The sequence below is a fragment of the Streptomyces sp. CS113 genome (assembly GCF_002188365.1).
Lineage (GTDB): Bacteria > Actinomycetota > Actinomycetes > Streptomycetales > Streptomycetaceae > Streptomyces > Streptomyces tendae.
Genome location: NZ_KZ195574.1, coordinates 3,406,655 through 3,420,724 on the forward strand (window position 1 = coordinate 3,406,655; position 14,070 = coordinate 3,420,724).

The window sequence follows — 14,070 nt, forward strand, 5'->3', positions numbered from 1 at the left end:
GTGCCGCGCGACGGCCGGGGCCTCTCCTGTGGGGGGTGGCGGCCCCGGCCGTTGCCTTGGCCACCGCGGTCGTGCCTGGTGGGGGGCCTACCGGTGGTCCAGGTCCGGAACCTGTGTCGGGACGCCGCCCTCGCCGGACTCCAGGCCGATGCCTCCTTCGCCGGCGATCCCGTCGGCGCCCGTTTCCGCGCCGGTGTCTCCCGTACCGCCGTTCTCCGTGTCGTTCCCGCCGGCGCCGTTTCCGGCTCCGGTCGACGGTCCCGGCCCGGTGGGCAGGCCGAGCCGGTCGGTGCAGTACGCCTCGACGCGCTCCGCACCGCCCGCCGCCGCGACCAGCCGCTGCCAGGCCGCGGCGTCCAGCGCCTTGCCGCGGCCGGTCAGCCGCTCGTAGGCGCGGCACTGGGCCTCGGTGTCCCGGCCGGTGGCGGGGTGGTCCGGGGGCGTGGAGCCACGGGGAGGCGCCGATGCCCCCGAGGACGCGGCGGCTCCCGGGGAGGTGGTCGCGGGGTCCGGAGTGCCGGGGCCCGGCACGGCGTCCGGCGGAGTGGCGACCGGCCGGACACGGGCGCTGTCGGAGGCGGCGGGCGGGCGGGTGCGGTCCGGGCCGTCGTCGGACGCCGTGGAGCCGCCGCCCCCGCCCATGGCCGCGTAGGCGACCCCGCCCAGGGTGAGGCTCGCCAGCAGGACGGAGAGGGCGGTCTTCAGCGTGCGCCCCGGGTGCCGCGCGTCGCGCGGCCGCCAGTCGTCCCGCCGCCGGGTGCGCGCGGCGCGGGCCGGTTCCGCGTCCCGGGCGGCCCGGAACGCGGCCAGGGCACGGTGCTCGCCCTCGGCGTCGGCGCCGTCCGCCCGCAGCGCCGCGGCGAGCAGCGCCTCCGTGCCGGGCACGCCGCCGGGGGCGGGCCGGGGACCGGTGTCGCGGCCGTCACCCGCCTCGTGCCGTGCGCCCATGCCCGCCTCCGCTCCCGCTCGGTCCGCGGGGCCGCCGTTCTCGGCGCCCCTCATGTCGACTCCCCCAGCGTCCTGGGAGCGTCATCCGTCACACCGCCGGCCCCCAGCTGCCGTGCCAGCCGCTTCAGCCCCCGGTACGTCGCCGTACGCACCGCGCCCGGCCGCTTGCCGAGCACGCGCGCGGCGGAGGGCCCGTCGAGGCCGACGACGACCCGCAGCAGGACGGCCTCGGCCTGATCGCGCGGCAGCCCCGAGACCAGGGCGAGCGCGGCCCGGGTGGAGAGCGTCTCCAGTGCCTGGTCGTGCGTGCTGTGCGGGCCGGGCAGGTCCAGGATGTCCTGCTCCAGCCCCGTGGGCCGGGGCCGTACCTTCTGGCGGCGCAGGTGGTCCAGGGCCCGGTGCCGGGCGATCGTCGCCGTCCAGCCCCGGAAGCCGGCCCCGTCGCCCTTGAAGCGCCGCAGGTCACGGGCTATCTCCAGCCAGGCGTCCGCCGCGACGTCCTCGGCGTCGTCCCCGACCAGCCCGCGCACGTAGCCCAGCAGTCCGGGCTGCACGAGCCGGTAGGCGACCGCGAAGGCGGCCTCGTCACCTTGCTGGGCCCGCGCGACGGCCGCGCCCAGTTCCCCGTCGTACGCCTGTACGCGCCGGGGTTCCCCTCGCTGGCCCAAAAACCGTCCTCGTCCGTACCGAGTCCTGCGCGCGCTCGGGTGAGCCCGCTCCCCAAGGTCATCAGCGCCGGAGCGCACAGAAGTGTCACAGGGAAAGAGGGAGAGTCAGGGTGCCGCCGTCGCGTCCCGGCACAGCAGGCGCAGCGACCCGTCCCCGGCGAAGCAGCGGCGGGCCTCGTCGACCGGGTCCCACAGGCGGCCGTCCGGGGTGCGGACCCAGTGGTCGCCGCCGGTGGCCCACCACTCGCCGCCGGACTCACGCACGATCACCTCCCCGGCGTACGCGCCGAGTCCGCGCAGTGCCGTCTCCACGGCGGCGTACGGCGCCCGCTCGCGCCGGATCGCGTCGATCACCCGGTCCACGCGCCACAGGCTCTGCGCCGAGTAGTCCAGACGCAGCCGCGCGCCCTCGCGCATCGTGGCCACCGCGTCCGCCGCCCACCGCACCGGCTTGGCGGCGGCCGACGGCCGGGTCTGCTGCGGGCTCGTCGTCCCGCTCGTCCATCCGCTCGTCAATCCGCTGGTCACAGTCGTCACATGGGCTATAGCGCCGTGCGGCGGGCTCGCGTCACACATGGGAGGCGGTCGTTCCGCAACCGGCGCAGGACCGCCCCACCTCCCCCACGTCCACCGCACCGCCGCCGCGCCTTCCCCGCACGACGGGCACACCGGCCCCAGTACCGGCGGCCCCGGGTCAGCCCCGTCCCCGGGCCCGGCGGGAGACCACCGCGCGCAGCACGCGGCGGCCCTCCGTGGAGACCTCCAGGGCGGGCCGCAGCCCGGCCGCGCCGTGACCGGCGAGCAGTTCCAGGACGCCGACCTGGCGGCGCAGTTCGGCGGCGACGAGCGGGGGCAGTCCCCGCGCGTCGCCGTCGCGCGGGACCTCGCCCTCCGGGCCCGGGTCCGCCCCCGGGTCGAGCAGCCGGTGGATGCGGAGCGAGGCGACGGAACAGCCGTCGGCCCAGGTCCGCAGTCGCGGTCCGGAGCACTCGGCGGGCGCGGCCGCGAGCATGCGGCGGACCAGGACCACGGCCTCGTCCTCGCCGGCGGCGTCGGGGCCGGCGAGCTTGTCCCGCACCTGCGTCAGCCCCTGCGCCCAGTCGCGTCCGGCCGCGTCGCCGGTGCCGTCGGCGAGGGTCGCCCACAGGGGTCTGAGGGCCTCGTCGTCGCCGTCCAGCAGCGGGACGCACCGATCCAAACAAGCCAGTCCGCTCGCGGCGAGTCCGCGCGCGTCGGCCCGCGCGATCAGTTCCACCAGGCTCATCGGGCGCCTCCCTGTTCCCACCGCTTCGCCCCGCTCACCACCACGGAGCCCGCACTGCCCCTTACTGCGTGCGACGGCCCGGGAGTGTCACAGCGGCACGACGCCCAGCCGGTCGAGGAACCGGAAGAAGAGGGTTTCGGCCACCGGGCCGTCGCCGTGGCCCACGCCGAGGTCCGTGACGCGACCCGTGACGCGGCCCGTGTCGAGGTCCGTGTCGAGGTCCGTGTCGAGGTCCGTGTCGAGGTCCGTGTCGCCCTCCGCGCCACGCTCCGCGTCGGGAGCGCCGTCCGCGGCCGCCGCCGGGTCGTCCGACAGCACCTCGGCCAGTTCACCCGCGCTCGCGACCCGCCCCGCCTCGGCGGCCCAGGCGACGGCGCGCTCGGCGGCGTCCCGGGGCTCCAGGAAGTAATCCTCCAGGGTGAGCCCGTCCCGCTCGGCGCCCAGGTAGCCGGCCATGGCGGTGCGGGCCAGGCAGGTCGTCCACGCCCCGCTGTCCGGCGCCGCCGCCTCCACGACCACGCAGTCGCTGTCCATCACGTAGCCGAACAGCGCCGGGGCGCCGGTCTGCCCGGCCAGGTCGTTCATGTTGCCGACGTCTCCGTCGCCGCCCGCGAACTCCCACACCTGCCAGCCGTCCGGCGCGGACTGGCGCAGGGTCATGTCCGCGGCGCCGGACAGCGCCTCCAGTTCCGCGAGCGGCCGCTCGGCGCGGCCGACGACGAAGTACCCCCAGTAGCCCATGTCCCGGTTCCCCCCGGCGTGTCGGTTCGGCTCGGTCAAAAGACCACCACAGCCGTACGGGAGTTCGCAGCAGGATCGGTCAATCGGCGCGCCGCGACCGGGCCCTGCCGCGACCGGGCCGTGCCGTGCCGTGCCGTCCCGGGCATGCCCGGGACGTCGGGACTCAGTCGAGCCGGTTCGCCAGGGACCTGAAGTCCGTCCAGGACAGCTCGGGCTTGCCGGGGTCCCACAGCTTCTGGACCGTCGCGGCCAGCGGCAGCCGGATGCCCTCGGCGACCTGGGCCTGGGTCTGGGCGTTCGGGAAGTCGCCCCAGACGGCGAAGCTGCCGCCGAGTATCTGGTCGTCGTACTTGGCGTCGACGGCGGTGGTGCCGCGCAGGACGCGCGGGGTCCACTGCTCGTAGATGCGCTGCCCCGTCGGGTAGACGAAGGTCTGCGGCTGCCCGAGCACGTAGTAGAGGAACTCGTCGTTGTAGTTGAGGACCTGGCGGCCCTCGCTCAGGTACTCCGTCGGCGGGCGGGCGCCGATCTCCTTGCCGGTCCAGTAGGCGACCTTGATGTCCTCGAGCGGCTCGACGGAGGTGTCCTTGAAGAAGCCGTCGTTCCACGCGCGCGGGGTGCGGTCGTGCGCCATGACCGTCTTGGCGCGGCCGTTGAGCCAGCCGGTGGTGAGGTCGGCGACGTTGCCGCCGGAGCCGTAGGCCTTGCGGGCCGCGGCGGCCAGCGTCGGGTAGGACGCCTCCGGGTCCGGCACCACGAGTGCCTGGTACTCGTCGGCGCCGAGGTGGAACTGGGAGCCGGGGAAGAGGTCGGCGTACTCGTTCAGCAGGTCGTCGACGATCTTCGCGGCCTCCGGCTTGGAGATGTCGATGGCGCCGCGGGTGGCCGTGCCCTGCGCGTTGCGCAGCTGGAGGTCGGGGTGCGCGGCGATCACGGCGCCGAGGTGGCCCGGCGAGTCGATCTCGGGGACGACGGTGATGTGGCGCGAGGCGGCGAGATCGATGATCTCCTTCGTCTCGGCCTTGGTCAGGTGCTCGTCCGAGACGATCTCGGGGTGCGAGTCGGACTCGATGCGGAAGGCCTGGTCGTCGGAGAAGTGCAGGCCCAGCTCGTTGAACTTCAGGTCGCCCAGCTCGCGTATCCGGTCCTTGATCCAGTCGGCGCTGTAGTGCTTGCGGGCGATGTCGAGCGAGAAGCCGCGCTTCGGTTTGGCCGGCTCGTCCTTCACCACGCCCTCCGGCGCGGTGCCGCCGCCGTCCACCGCCTGCTTCAGGGTGCGGGTGCCGTAGTAGACCCCGGCCTCGGCGGGCCCGGTGACGGTGACCCGGCCGTCCCGCACGGTCATGGTGTACGACTCCGGGTTCGCGCCCTTGTCGGCCTTGACGTCGAGCAGCAGGTCCCCGGCGCGCTCGTCGTCCTTCTCCCCGGCGTACGTCATGCCCAGGTCGCCGGCGATCTGCTTGCCCTCGTCGGCGAGTCCGGAGTCGGCGACGACGACGCGGTTCCCCTTCTCGGGCTGCCAGCCGGGGCCGCGGGCCGCGGTGTGCTCGCGCACGGCGGGTATGGTGCGCGGCGCCTTGGACAGCGGGTAGGACCTGCTGGGGCTGGGGGCGGCCGCCTCACCGGTGGACGACCGGGTCGCCGAGCCCTGTGGGCCGCCGCCGTCACCGTCGTCGCCGTCGGTGGCCCAGAGGCCGACTCCCACGCCGAGCGCGGCGATCACCGCGCCGGCGATCACGGCCCGCTGTCTCACCTTGTGCGCCGGTATCCGGCCTCTGTGCTGGCTCACAGCGCCAACCTAAGGCCGCCGTTGCCGTCATGCGTCCACCACATGTTCTGAAACTCTCCCGTTCGGGTGAAATTCGGGCATCGGACGGACACGCGTTGCCGTCACTCGATAACGTGACGCCACATCTTTCGCACAATCCCCTGCCGACACACACGTGAAGCCCACGAGGACCCACGCTGCCTGCGCACCGTCTCCCAGACCTCCACCGCCGAGTGGCCATACCGGTACCGGTGCAAACACGCGCCACACCGGCAACAGCCATCCCGCTGGAGCGCTTCAACGCGGCCCCCGCCGAAGATGCCGCCCAGACCCTCCTCGTCTGCCTGCACAGCCACGCCTGGGCCCACCGCCTCATCGCCCACCGTCCCTACCCGGACCTCCCCGCCCTCCTGGCGGCTGCGGACGAGGCGGCCTACGACCTCTCCCCGGACGACCTGACCGAGGCCCTGGCCGCGGAGACGCTGCCCGCACTCCCCGAGGGCACCTACGCGGCCGCCCACACCGCCCTGAACGCGGCCCACGCGGCCTACGAGTCCCGCTTCGGACACGTGTTCGTCATCTGCCCGGCGGACCTGCCCCCCGACGAGGCCCTGGACCACGTACTGACCGCCATCCGGTCACGTTTGGCAAACGATCCGGACGAGGAACGTCTGGTGACGGCGGAGGAACTCCGGCGCCTGGCAAAGACACGGCTGAGCAACGCCTTCTCAGGGGCGCGGGGAACTGCGCGACCAGCCACCGACGACCCGCACCCGGCAAACCCCACCAAACCCCCACCCCCGTAGCCGCCCCCGCTCAGCCCCACTGCTCCTTTGAGTGCAAGTTTGATCACAACGGCAGGCCCCCCGTAAGCGCCGCAGGCAACCGTCGCTACCATGCTGGGGGCCGGTGGACCGTACCCGGCCGGGCCCGACCGACAAGGAAAGCCGGCGCGGCCCCAATCCCCGCTCCCGGAGGAAATTTCCGTGCCGGCTGGAACGCTGTACCGCGGCCGGGAAGGAATGTGGTCCTGGGTGGCTCATCGAGTCACCGGCGTCCTCATCTTCTTCTTCCTGTTCGTTCACGTGCTGGACACCGCTCTCGTGCGGGTGTCCCCCGAGGCCTACGACACCGTCGTGGCCACGTACAAGACGCCGATCGTCGCGCTGCTGGAGTACGGCCTCGTCGCGGCCATCCTCTTCCACGCGCTCAACGGCCTGCGTGTCATCGCCGTCGACTTCTGGGTCAAGGGCGCCCGCTACCAGAAGCAGATGCTCTGGACCGTCGTCGCCCTGTGGGTCGTGCTGATGCTCGGGGCGATCTACCCCGTCCTCGGCCACGCCGCTCGTGAACTGTTCGGGAGCTGACGCCAATGTCCACGACTGAATCCCCCGCTTCCGGGATCGGCCCCGTCGAGGGCGCCTCCCTCTACACGGTCGACAACCCGGCGCCGCTCATCGAGGCGCCCCGCGCCCGTACGAAGAAGACCCCGAAGTCCACCCGGGGCAACTTCGAGATGGCCGCCTGGCTGTTCATGCGCCTGTCCGGCGTGGTGCTGGTCGTTCTGGTCCTCGGCCACCTGCTGATCCAGCTGGTGCTCGACGGCGGCGTCTCCAAGATCGGCTTCGCCTTCGTGGCGGGCCGCTGGGCCTCGCCGTTCTGGCAGGTCTGGGACCTCCTGATGCTCTGGCTCGCGATGCTGCACGGCGCGAACGGCCTGCGCACGGTCATCAACGACTACGCGGAGCGCCCCAACACCCGCCTGTGGCTCAAGGGCCTGCTCTACACCGCCACGGTGTTCACCATCCTGCTGGGCACGCTGGTGATCTTCACCTTCGACCCGAACATCCGCTAGGCACGGGGCTGCGAAAATCATGAAGGTACACAAGTACGACACCGTCATCGTCGGCGCCGGTGGCGCCGGCATGCGCGCGGCCATCGAGTCGACCAAGCGCAGCCGCACCGCCGTGCTGACGAAGCTCTACCCGACCCGCTCCCACACGGGCGCCGCGCAGGGCGGCATGGCCGCCGCGCTGGCCAACGTGGAGGAGGACAACTGGGAGTGGCACACCTTCGACACGGTCAAGGGCGGTGACTACCTGGTCGACCAGGACGCCGCCGAGATCCTGGCGAAGGAGGCCATCGACTCGGTCCTCGACCTGGAGAAGATGGGCCTGCCGTTCAACCGGACGCCCGACGGCACGATCGACCAGCGCCGCTTCGGCGGTCACAGCCGCAACCACGGCGAGGCCCCGGTCCGCCGCTCCTGCTACGCGGCCGACCGCACCGGTCACATGATCCTCCAGACGCTCTATCAGAACTGTGTCAAGGAGGGCGTGGAGTTCTTCAACGAGTTCTACGTCCTGGACCAGCTGATCACCGAGGTCGACGGCGTCAAGAAGTCCGCCGGTGTGGTGGCCTACGAGCTGGCGACCGGCGAGATCCACGTCTTCCAGGCGAAGTCCGTGATCTACGCCTCCGGCGGCACCGGCAAGTTCTTCAAGGTGACCTCCAACGCGCACACGCTCACCGGTGACGGCCAGGCGGCCGTGTACCGGCGCGGGCTGCCGCTGGAGGACATGGAGTTCTTCCAGTTCCACCCGACCGGCATCTGGCGCATGGGCATCCTGCTGACGGAGGGCGCCCGCGGTGAGGGCGGCATCCTGCGCAACAAGGACGGCGAGCGCTTCATGGAGAAGTACGCGCCGGTCATGAAGGACCTCGCGTCCCGTGACGTCGTCTCGCGCTCCATCTACACGGAGATCCGCGAGGGCCGCGGCTGCGGTCCCGAGGGCGACCACGTCTACCTGGACCTCACCCACCTCCCGCCGGAGCAGCTGGACGCCAAGCTGCCCGACATCACGGAGTTCGCGCGGACCTACCTCGGCATCGAGCCCTACACGGACCCGATCCCGATCCAGCCGACCGCGCACTACGCCATGGGCGGCATCCCGACCAACGTCGAGGGTGAGGTCCTCGCGGACAACACCACCGTCGTGCCGGGCCTGTACGCGGCCGGCGAGGTCGCCTGCGTGTCGGTGCACGGCGCCAACCGCCTGGGCACCAACTCGCTGCTCGACATCAACGTCTTCGGCCGCCGCGCGGGCATCGCTGCCGCGGAGTACGCGCAGAAGGCGGACTTCGTCGAGCTGCCCGAGGCCCCGGAGTCCCAGGTCGTCGAGCAGATCGAGCGGCTGCGCTCGTCCACCGGCACCGAGCGGGTGGCGACGATCCGCCGCGAGCTCCAGGAGTGCATGGACGCCAACGTCATGGTGTTCCGCACCGAGCAGACGATCAAGACGGCCGTCGAGAAGATCGCCGAACTGCGCGCCCGCTACAAGAACGTGTCGATCCAGGACAAGGGCCGGCGCTTCAACACCGACCTGCTGGAGGCCGTCGAGCTGGGCAACCTGCTCGACCTGGCCGAGGTGATGGCCGTGTCCGCGCTCGCCCGCAAGGAGTCCCGCGGCGGTCACTACCGCGAGGACTTCCCCAACCGCGACGACGTCAACTTCATGCGCCACACCATGGCGTACCGCGAGGTGGGCGACGACGGCGCCGAGTCCATCCGGCTCGACTACAAGCCGGTCGTCCAGACCCGCTACCAGCCGATGGAGCGTAAGTACTGATGGCTACCCCTGTCATGGAGAAGAGCGACCAGGCCCCCGAGCCGGGCTTCGCCGACTCCCCCTACATCACGGTCACCTTCCGCGTCCGGCGGTTCAACCCGGAGGTCGCGGCCGAGGCCACCTGGGAAGACTTCCAGCTGGAGATCGACCCGAAGGAGCGCGTCCTCGACGCGCTGCACAAGATCAAGTGGGAGCTGGACGGAAGCCTGACCTTCCGCCGCTCCTGCGCGCACGGCATCTGCGGGTCGGACGCCATGCGGATCAACGGCAAGAACCGCCTGGCCTGCAAGACGCTGATCAAGGACCTCAGCCCCGAGAAGCCGATCACGGTCGAGGCCATCAAGGGCCTGACGGTCCTCAAGGACCTGGTCGTCGACATGGAGCCGTTCTTCCAGGCGTACCGGGACGTGATGCCCTTCCTGATCACGAAGGACACCAACGAGCCGACGCGTGAGCGCCTCCAGTCCGCCGAGGACCGCGAGCGCTTCGACGACACGACCAAGTGCATCCTGTGCGCCGCCTGCACGTCCTCGTGCCCGGTGTTCTGGAACGACGGCCAGTACTTCGGCCCGGCCGCGATCGTCAACGCCCACCGCTTCATCTTCGACTCGCGCGACGAGGCCGGCGAGCAGCGGCTGGAGATCCTGAACGACCGCGACGGCGTGTGGCGCTGCCGTACGACCTTCAACTGCACGGACGCCTGCCCGCGCGGCATCGAGGTCACCAAGGCCATCGCGGAGGTGAAGCGAGCGCTGATCACGCGCCGCTTCTGACTCCGTCGGTTACGCCGGTTCACGGCTGTGAGGGCCCCGTTTCCTGTGGAGACGGGGCCCTCACACGATGGAGTGAGAGCGCCCTCTCAAGGGGCTGCGGTGCGGGCCCCCACGGCACGATGGACCGAAGTCCATGTGTCAGGAGGGGTTGATGGTGCTCACCGCGATCGCCGACGAAATCATGGAACGCCATCCGGGTTATCGCGTCGAGATCATTCGTGGCCAGCTTCTCATCAGCCCCTTGCGGGACGCTCACCACGGCTGCACCTTGACCACACTCACGATCAAGCTCGCGAAGGCCGGACTGCACGACGACATCGTCAACGTCCTGCAAGGCGTCGGTCTGTGGCTCCCCCTCGAAGCCGAGGACTACGCCGTTCCGGATCTGTCCGTCGTGGACGCCGACATCGAGCAGCACCACGTCCGGAACAATACCTACGCCCCTTCCAGTTTCAGGCTGGTCCTGGAAGTGACCTCTGAGAACTGGAAGTACGACCTCGAGACCAAGGTCGCCGCCTACGCCGAGGCCAAGGTGCCGATCTACCTGATCGTCAACCGCAGGCACAACCGCCTCCATGTCCTCACCGACCCGACCGGCGCCGACTACTCCACCCACCGCGTCCACTCCCCCGGCGAGACCGTCACCCTGCCCGACTCGCTCGGGGCCGAGGTCACGCTGGACGTCGGCGGGATCCTTGCCGCCGGACGGACGAAGAGCGCGCCCGGCGAGGGCTGACAATCAGCCGATCCGGGCGATGAGCGTCCTAGCCTGACGCCATGTCAGATGACGAGTCGTACGAACTGCTCGGGTTCGACAACGTACTGCTGCCCGTCGGGGACCTCGCCGAGGCCGTCGGGTTCTACGAGCGGGCCGGTTTCCCGGTCGCCTACCGGCTCGACGAGGCCGGGATCGCGCTGCTGAAGGTGGGCGTCGAGACGCCGGGGCTGCTGCTGCGGGCGGAGGAGGAGTTCGGGCGGCAGCCGCCGATGTGGCCCTCCGCGCGGGTGTGGCTGGAGGTCACCGACGCCCGCGCGGCCGCCCGGGAGCTGCGCGAGGCGGGGGTGCCGCCGCTCGACGAGCCGTTCCCCGTGGCCACCGGCTGGACGGTCGAGTTCGCCGACCCGTGGGGCAACGTCATCGGCCTCACGGACTACTCCAAGCGCCCGGAGCTGGGCCGCCGCCCCTGAGAGTCCCTGAGCGGAACTCTCGCTTGAACGTGTTCAAAAACAGGTCTACAGTCAGTCCTGTCAGCGTTTTGAACGCGTTCAAGAAGGGGTGGGGCATGGACCGCACCGTCATCGCCTACGTCATCTACCTGGCCGTCAGCATCGGTCTGACCGTCTGGGTGGCCCGCACGCTCAGCCGCAACGGACGGGTCTTCCTCTCCGACGTCCTGCACGGCAACGAGAAGCTCGCGGACGCCGTCAACCACCTCCTGGTGGTCGGCTTCTACCTCGTCAACCTCGGCTTCGTCGCCCTCTACCTGAGCGACGACGAGACCATCACCAACGCCCGGGGCATCTTCGAGGCGCTGTCGACCAAGCTCGGCGTGGTGCTGCTGGTGCTCGGCGTGATGCACCTGGGCAACGTGTACGTGCTCAACAAGATCCGGCGGCGCGGGCTGATGGAGCGCGAGCAGGTGCCCCCGGTCCCGCCGCAGGGCTGGGTGGCCCCGACGGCCGGGGCCTGAGCCGATGGCTCCCGCTCCCGGGACGACGGCCGGCGCCCCCGTGCGCCGGCTCACCGTCCTCTACGACGCCGAGTGCGCCCTGTGCACGCATGTACGGGACTGGCTGCTGCGCCAGCCCCGGCTGGTGCCGCTGGAACTGGTCCCGGCCGCCTCGGACGAGGCGCGCAGGCGCTTCCCCGGCCTCGACCACGGGGCCACCCTGGACGAGGTCACCGCCGTGGGCGACGCCGGGCAGGTCTACCGGGGCGCCGCCGCCTGGGTGGTCGTCCTGTGGGCGCTGCGCCGGTACCGCAGGCTCGCCCACCGGCTCAGCACGCCCAAGGGCGCCCTGCTGGCCCGCGGGGCCGTCCTGGCCGCCGCCAAGTGGCGCGCCGGGCAGCGGCAGTGGGGCGGCAACGGGTACCGGCGAGCCGACGGCTGGGTGTACGAGCCGGGCCTCGGGTGGATCTACGCCGGGCCGGGCTGTGCCGACGGCGCCTGCGCCACTGGATAGGCTCTGGACCCGTGCCTGCGACCCACGACGGCCCCGACGACGGCGCCCACCTCAGCAAGTCCGAGCAGACCCGCGCGCTGATCCTGGAGACGGCCATGCGGCTGTTCCAGGAACGCGGTTACGACCGGACCACGATGCGGGCCATCGCCCAGGAGGCCGGGGTCTCCGTCGGCAACGCGTACTACTACTTCGCCGGCAAGGAACACCTGATCCAGGGCTTCTACGACCGGATCGCCGCCGAGCACCGGGCGGCGGTCCGCGAGGTGCTGGCCAGGGAGACCGATCTGGAGGCCCGGCTGGCGGGCGTGCTGAAGGTCTGGCTGGACATCGCCACGCCGTACCACGAGTTCGCGGTGCAGTTCTTCAAGAACGCCGCCGACCCGGACAGCCCGCTCAGCCCCTTCTCCCCGGAGTCGGAACACGCGCGCGTGGAGGCCATCGGCATCCACCGCGCGGTGCTCGCCGGGGCCAAGACCAAGGTGCCCGAGGACCTGCGGGACATCCTGCCGGAGCTGATGTGGCTCTCCCAGATGGGCCTCGTCCTGTACTGGATCTTCGACCGCACCGAGGGCCGTGAGCGCAGCTACCGCCTCGCCGAGCGCGGCGCCCGGCTCACCGCGCGGGGCGTCGTGCTGGCCCGCTTCCGGGTCCTGCGTCCGCTGGTGCGCGAGGTGCACGAGCTGTTCACGGACTTCCTGCCGGGGATGACGCGGATGATGCCGGACCCCGCGAAGAAGCCGACGCGGGATTCCGGTCCTCAGGCCTGACGGGACGCCAGCTGGATCACCGTGATGTCCGAGGGCGCCCCCACGCGCGTGGGAGGCCCCCAGGCGCCCGCGCCGCGGCTGACGTACAGCTGGGTGTCGCCGTAGCGCTCCAGGCCCGCCAGCGTCGGGTTGGCGGCGCCCGCGATGAGGTTGCCCGGCCAGAGCTGGCCGCCGTGGGTGTGACCGGACAGCTGGAGGTCGACGCCGTGGTCGACGGCGTCGTGGATCTGCACCGGCTGGTGGGCGAGGAGCACGCAGGCGCGGGAGCGGTCCCGGTCGCCGAGGGCCTTGGCGTAGTCCGGGCCCTGGCCCTCGTCCTCGCCCGCCACGTCGTTGACGCCGGCCAGGTCGAAGTGGGGCAGCTCGGTGCGGGCGTTCTCCAGCGGGAGCAGCCCGAGCCGCCGCACCTCGGCGACCCACTGCTCGGCGCCGGAGAAGTACTCGTGGTTGCCGGTGACGAAGAACGCGCCGTGCCGCGCCTTGAGCTGGGCCAGCGGGGCTGCGGCCGGACCGAGGTCCTTCACACTGCCGTCGACCAGGTCGCCGACCACGGCGATCAGGTCGGGCTGCGTGGAGTTGATCGTGTCGACGACCTTCTGCGCGAAGCCCCGGCCGAGCACCGGGCCGAGGTGGATGTCGCTGACCACGGCGATGCGGAACCCGTGCGCCGCGCGCGGGAGCCTGGCCAGCGGCACGGTGACCCGCTTCACGCTCGGTCCGTTCAGCACGCCGTACGTGCCGTACCCGACCGTCCCGACGGCCGCCGCGGCGGCGGCACCGGCGACGACGCGGGAGACGAAGAGGCGGCGGGAGGGGACGGCGAGGGGGCCGCCCTGGGCCGGGGCTCCGGTCCCCGGCGCCTCGGGCGCTTCAGATGCATCAGGCGTCTCAGGCGCCTTCGGCGGGGCGGTACCGGCCGGTATGCGCGAGGTGTCCGGGGCCGGGGCGACCGAGGGCTGCGCCCCCGCCGTCCGCCGGGCGGCCGCCCGGCGTTCCAGGAGCCGCCGCAGCAGCGGCCGGACGACCTCACCGGCGAGTACGGCGAGCAGCAGGTAGATCGACAGGGCCAGCCACAGGAAGCCCGGCCAGGCCAGGACCCGCTGGAGCCAGAACGGCGCGCCCGCGCGCTCGGCGACCAGCGCGCCGACGGCCAGCAGCCAGCCCCCGGCGATCACCGCCGCGCCGATCCGGCGCACGGGTCCGGGAGCGCGGGTCGTGTCGCGGAACAGGCGCCGCCACACGTACCAGTTGGCCGTCACCAGGACGCCCACCATCATCAACGCGACCAGCACGAAGACGACCACCATGCCGTCGTATCCCCTCGATTG

General features: G+C 72.0%; 17 protein-coding genes. 10 read left to right on the top strand and 7 right to left on the bottom strand.

Annotation, left to right across the window (positions count from 1 at the left end; all coding sequences use genetic code 11):
* Positions 1–87: 87 nt before the first annotated feature.
* From B9W62_RS14725 to B9W62_RS14750, 6 genes are all read right to left on the bottom strand, one after another.
* Positions 88–1,002: a hypothetical protein gene (locus tag B9W62_RS14725; protein ID WP_087807623.1), complete on the bottom strand. Its 915-nt coding sequence runs from the start codon at positions 1,000–1,002 to the stop codon at positions 88–90.
* Positions 999–1,616 carry an RNA polymerase sigma factor gene (locus B9W62_RS14730; RefSeq protein ID WP_087807624.1) on the bottom strand — a complete coding sequence of 206 codons (618 nt, stop codon included), beginning with the start codon at positions 1,614–1,616 and terminating at the stop codon, positions 999–1,001. The genes B9W62_RS14725 and B9W62_RS14730 overlap by 4 nt, the downstream gene beginning before the upstream one ends.
* A gap of 105 nt (positions 1,617–1,721) precedes the next feature.
* Positions 1,722–2,144 carry a hypothetical protein gene (locus B9W62_RS14735; RefSeq protein ID WP_087807625.1) on the bottom strand — a complete coding sequence of 141 codons (423 nt, stop codon included), beginning with the start codon at positions 2,142–2,144 and terminating at the stop codon, positions 1,722–1,724.
* A 166-nt stretch (positions 2,145–2,310) separates the two neighbouring features.
* Positions 2,311–2,880, bottom strand: coding sequence for a hypothetical protein (locus tag B9W62_RS14740; protein ID WP_087807626.1), 570 nt, complete (start codon positions 2,878–2,880; stop codon positions 2,311–2,313).
* Positions 2,881–2,967: 87 nt separating this feature from the next.
* Positions 2,968–3,621 carry a hypothetical protein gene (locus tag B9W62_RS14745; RefSeq protein ID WP_087807627.1) on the bottom strand — a complete coding sequence of 218 codons (654 nt, stop codon included), beginning with the start codon at positions 3,619–3,621 and terminating at the stop codon, positions 2,968–2,970.
* A gap of 163 nt (positions 3,622–3,784) precedes the next feature.
* A complete protein-coding gene (locus tag B9W62_RS14750; RefSeq protein WP_256976353.1) occupies positions 3,785–5,410 on the bottom strand; it encodes a beta-N-acetylhexosaminidase in 1,626 nt (541 codons plus the stop codon).
* 230 nt (positions 5,411–5,640) lie between these two features.
* Here B9W62_RS14750 and B9W62_RS14755 point away from each other — a divergent pair, with 230 nt between their 5' ends.
* From B9W62_RS14755 to B9W62_RS14800, 10 genes are all read left to right on the top strand, one after another.
* Positions 5,641–6,195 (top strand): 2-oxo-4-hydroxy-4-carboxy-5-ureidoimidazoline decarboxylase, encoded by a 555-nt coding sequence (locus B9W62_RS14755; RefSeq protein ID WP_087807629.1) that lies wholly within the window; start codon positions 5,641–5,643, stop codon positions 6,193–6,195.
* A gap of 180 nt (positions 6,196–6,375) precedes the next feature.
* On the top strand, positions 6,376–6,756 hold the full coding sequence (gene sdhC, locus B9W62_RS14760; RefSeq protein ID WP_003974113.1) for a succinate dehydrogenase, cytochrome b556 subunit: 381 nt from the start codon (positions 6,376–6,378) through the stop codon (positions 6,754–6,756).
* A gap of 5 nt (positions 6,757–6,761) precedes the next feature.
* Positions 6,762–7,244: a succinate dehydrogenase hydrophobic membrane anchor subunit gene (locus tag B9W62_RS14765; protein WP_030145603.1), complete on the top strand. Its 483-nt coding sequence runs from the start codon at positions 6,762–6,764 to the stop codon at positions 7,242–7,244.
* Positions 7,245–7,263: 19 nt separating this feature from the next.
* Entirely contained in the window at positions 7,264–9,018 is a 1,755-nt protein-coding gene (gene sdhA / locus B9W62_RS14770; protein WP_087807630.1) for a succinate dehydrogenase flavoprotein subunit, read from the top strand.
* A complete protein-coding gene (locus B9W62_RS14775) occupies positions 9,018–9,791 on the top strand; it encodes a succinate dehydrogenase iron-sulfur subunit (RefSeq protein WP_087807631.1) in 774 nt (257 codons plus the stop codon). Before sdhA ends, B9W62_RS14775 begins: the two co-directional genes overlap by 1 nt.
* Positions 9,792–9,942: 151 nt before the next feature.
* Positions 9,943–10,527, top strand: a complete 585-nt coding sequence (locus B9W62_RS14780) for a Uma2 family endonuclease (RefSeq protein WP_142200254.1) — start codon at positions 9,943–9,945, stop codon at positions 10,525–10,527.
* A 41-nt stretch (positions 10,528–10,568) separates the two neighbouring features.
* A complete protein-coding gene (locus tag B9W62_RS14785; RefSeq protein ID WP_003974118.1) occupies positions 10,569–10,979 on the top strand; it encodes a VOC family protein in 411 nt (136 codons plus the stop codon).
* A gap of 95 nt (positions 10,980–11,074) precedes the next feature.
* Positions 11,075–11,482, top strand: a complete 408-nt coding sequence (locus tag B9W62_RS14790) for a hypothetical protein (protein WP_003974119.1) — start codon at positions 11,075–11,077, stop codon at positions 11,480–11,482.
* A 4-nt stretch (positions 11,483–11,486) separates the two neighbouring features.
* Complete coding sequence (locus B9W62_RS14795) at positions 11,487–11,975, top strand: thiol-disulfide oxidoreductase DCC family protein (protein WP_087807633.1); 489 nt, start codon at positions 11,487–11,489, stop codon at positions 11,973–11,975.
* An 11-nt stretch (positions 11,976–11,986) separates the two neighbouring features.
* On the top strand, positions 11,987–12,742 hold the full coding sequence (locus B9W62_RS14800; protein ID WP_087807634.1) for a TetR/AcrR family transcriptional regulator: 756 nt from the start codon (positions 11,987–11,989) through the stop codon (positions 12,740–12,742).
* Here the strand turns inward: B9W62_RS14800 and B9W62_RS14805 are convergent.
* Positions 12,733–14,049: a metallophosphoesterase gene (locus tag B9W62_RS14805; RefSeq protein ID WP_087807635.1), complete on the bottom strand. Its 1,317-nt coding sequence runs from the start codon at positions 14,047–14,049 to the stop codon at positions 12,733–12,735. The two genes, B9W62_RS14800 and B9W62_RS14805, sit on opposite strands and share 10 nt — an antisense overlap.
* Between the last annotated feature and the right edge of the window lie 21 nt (positions 14,050–14,070).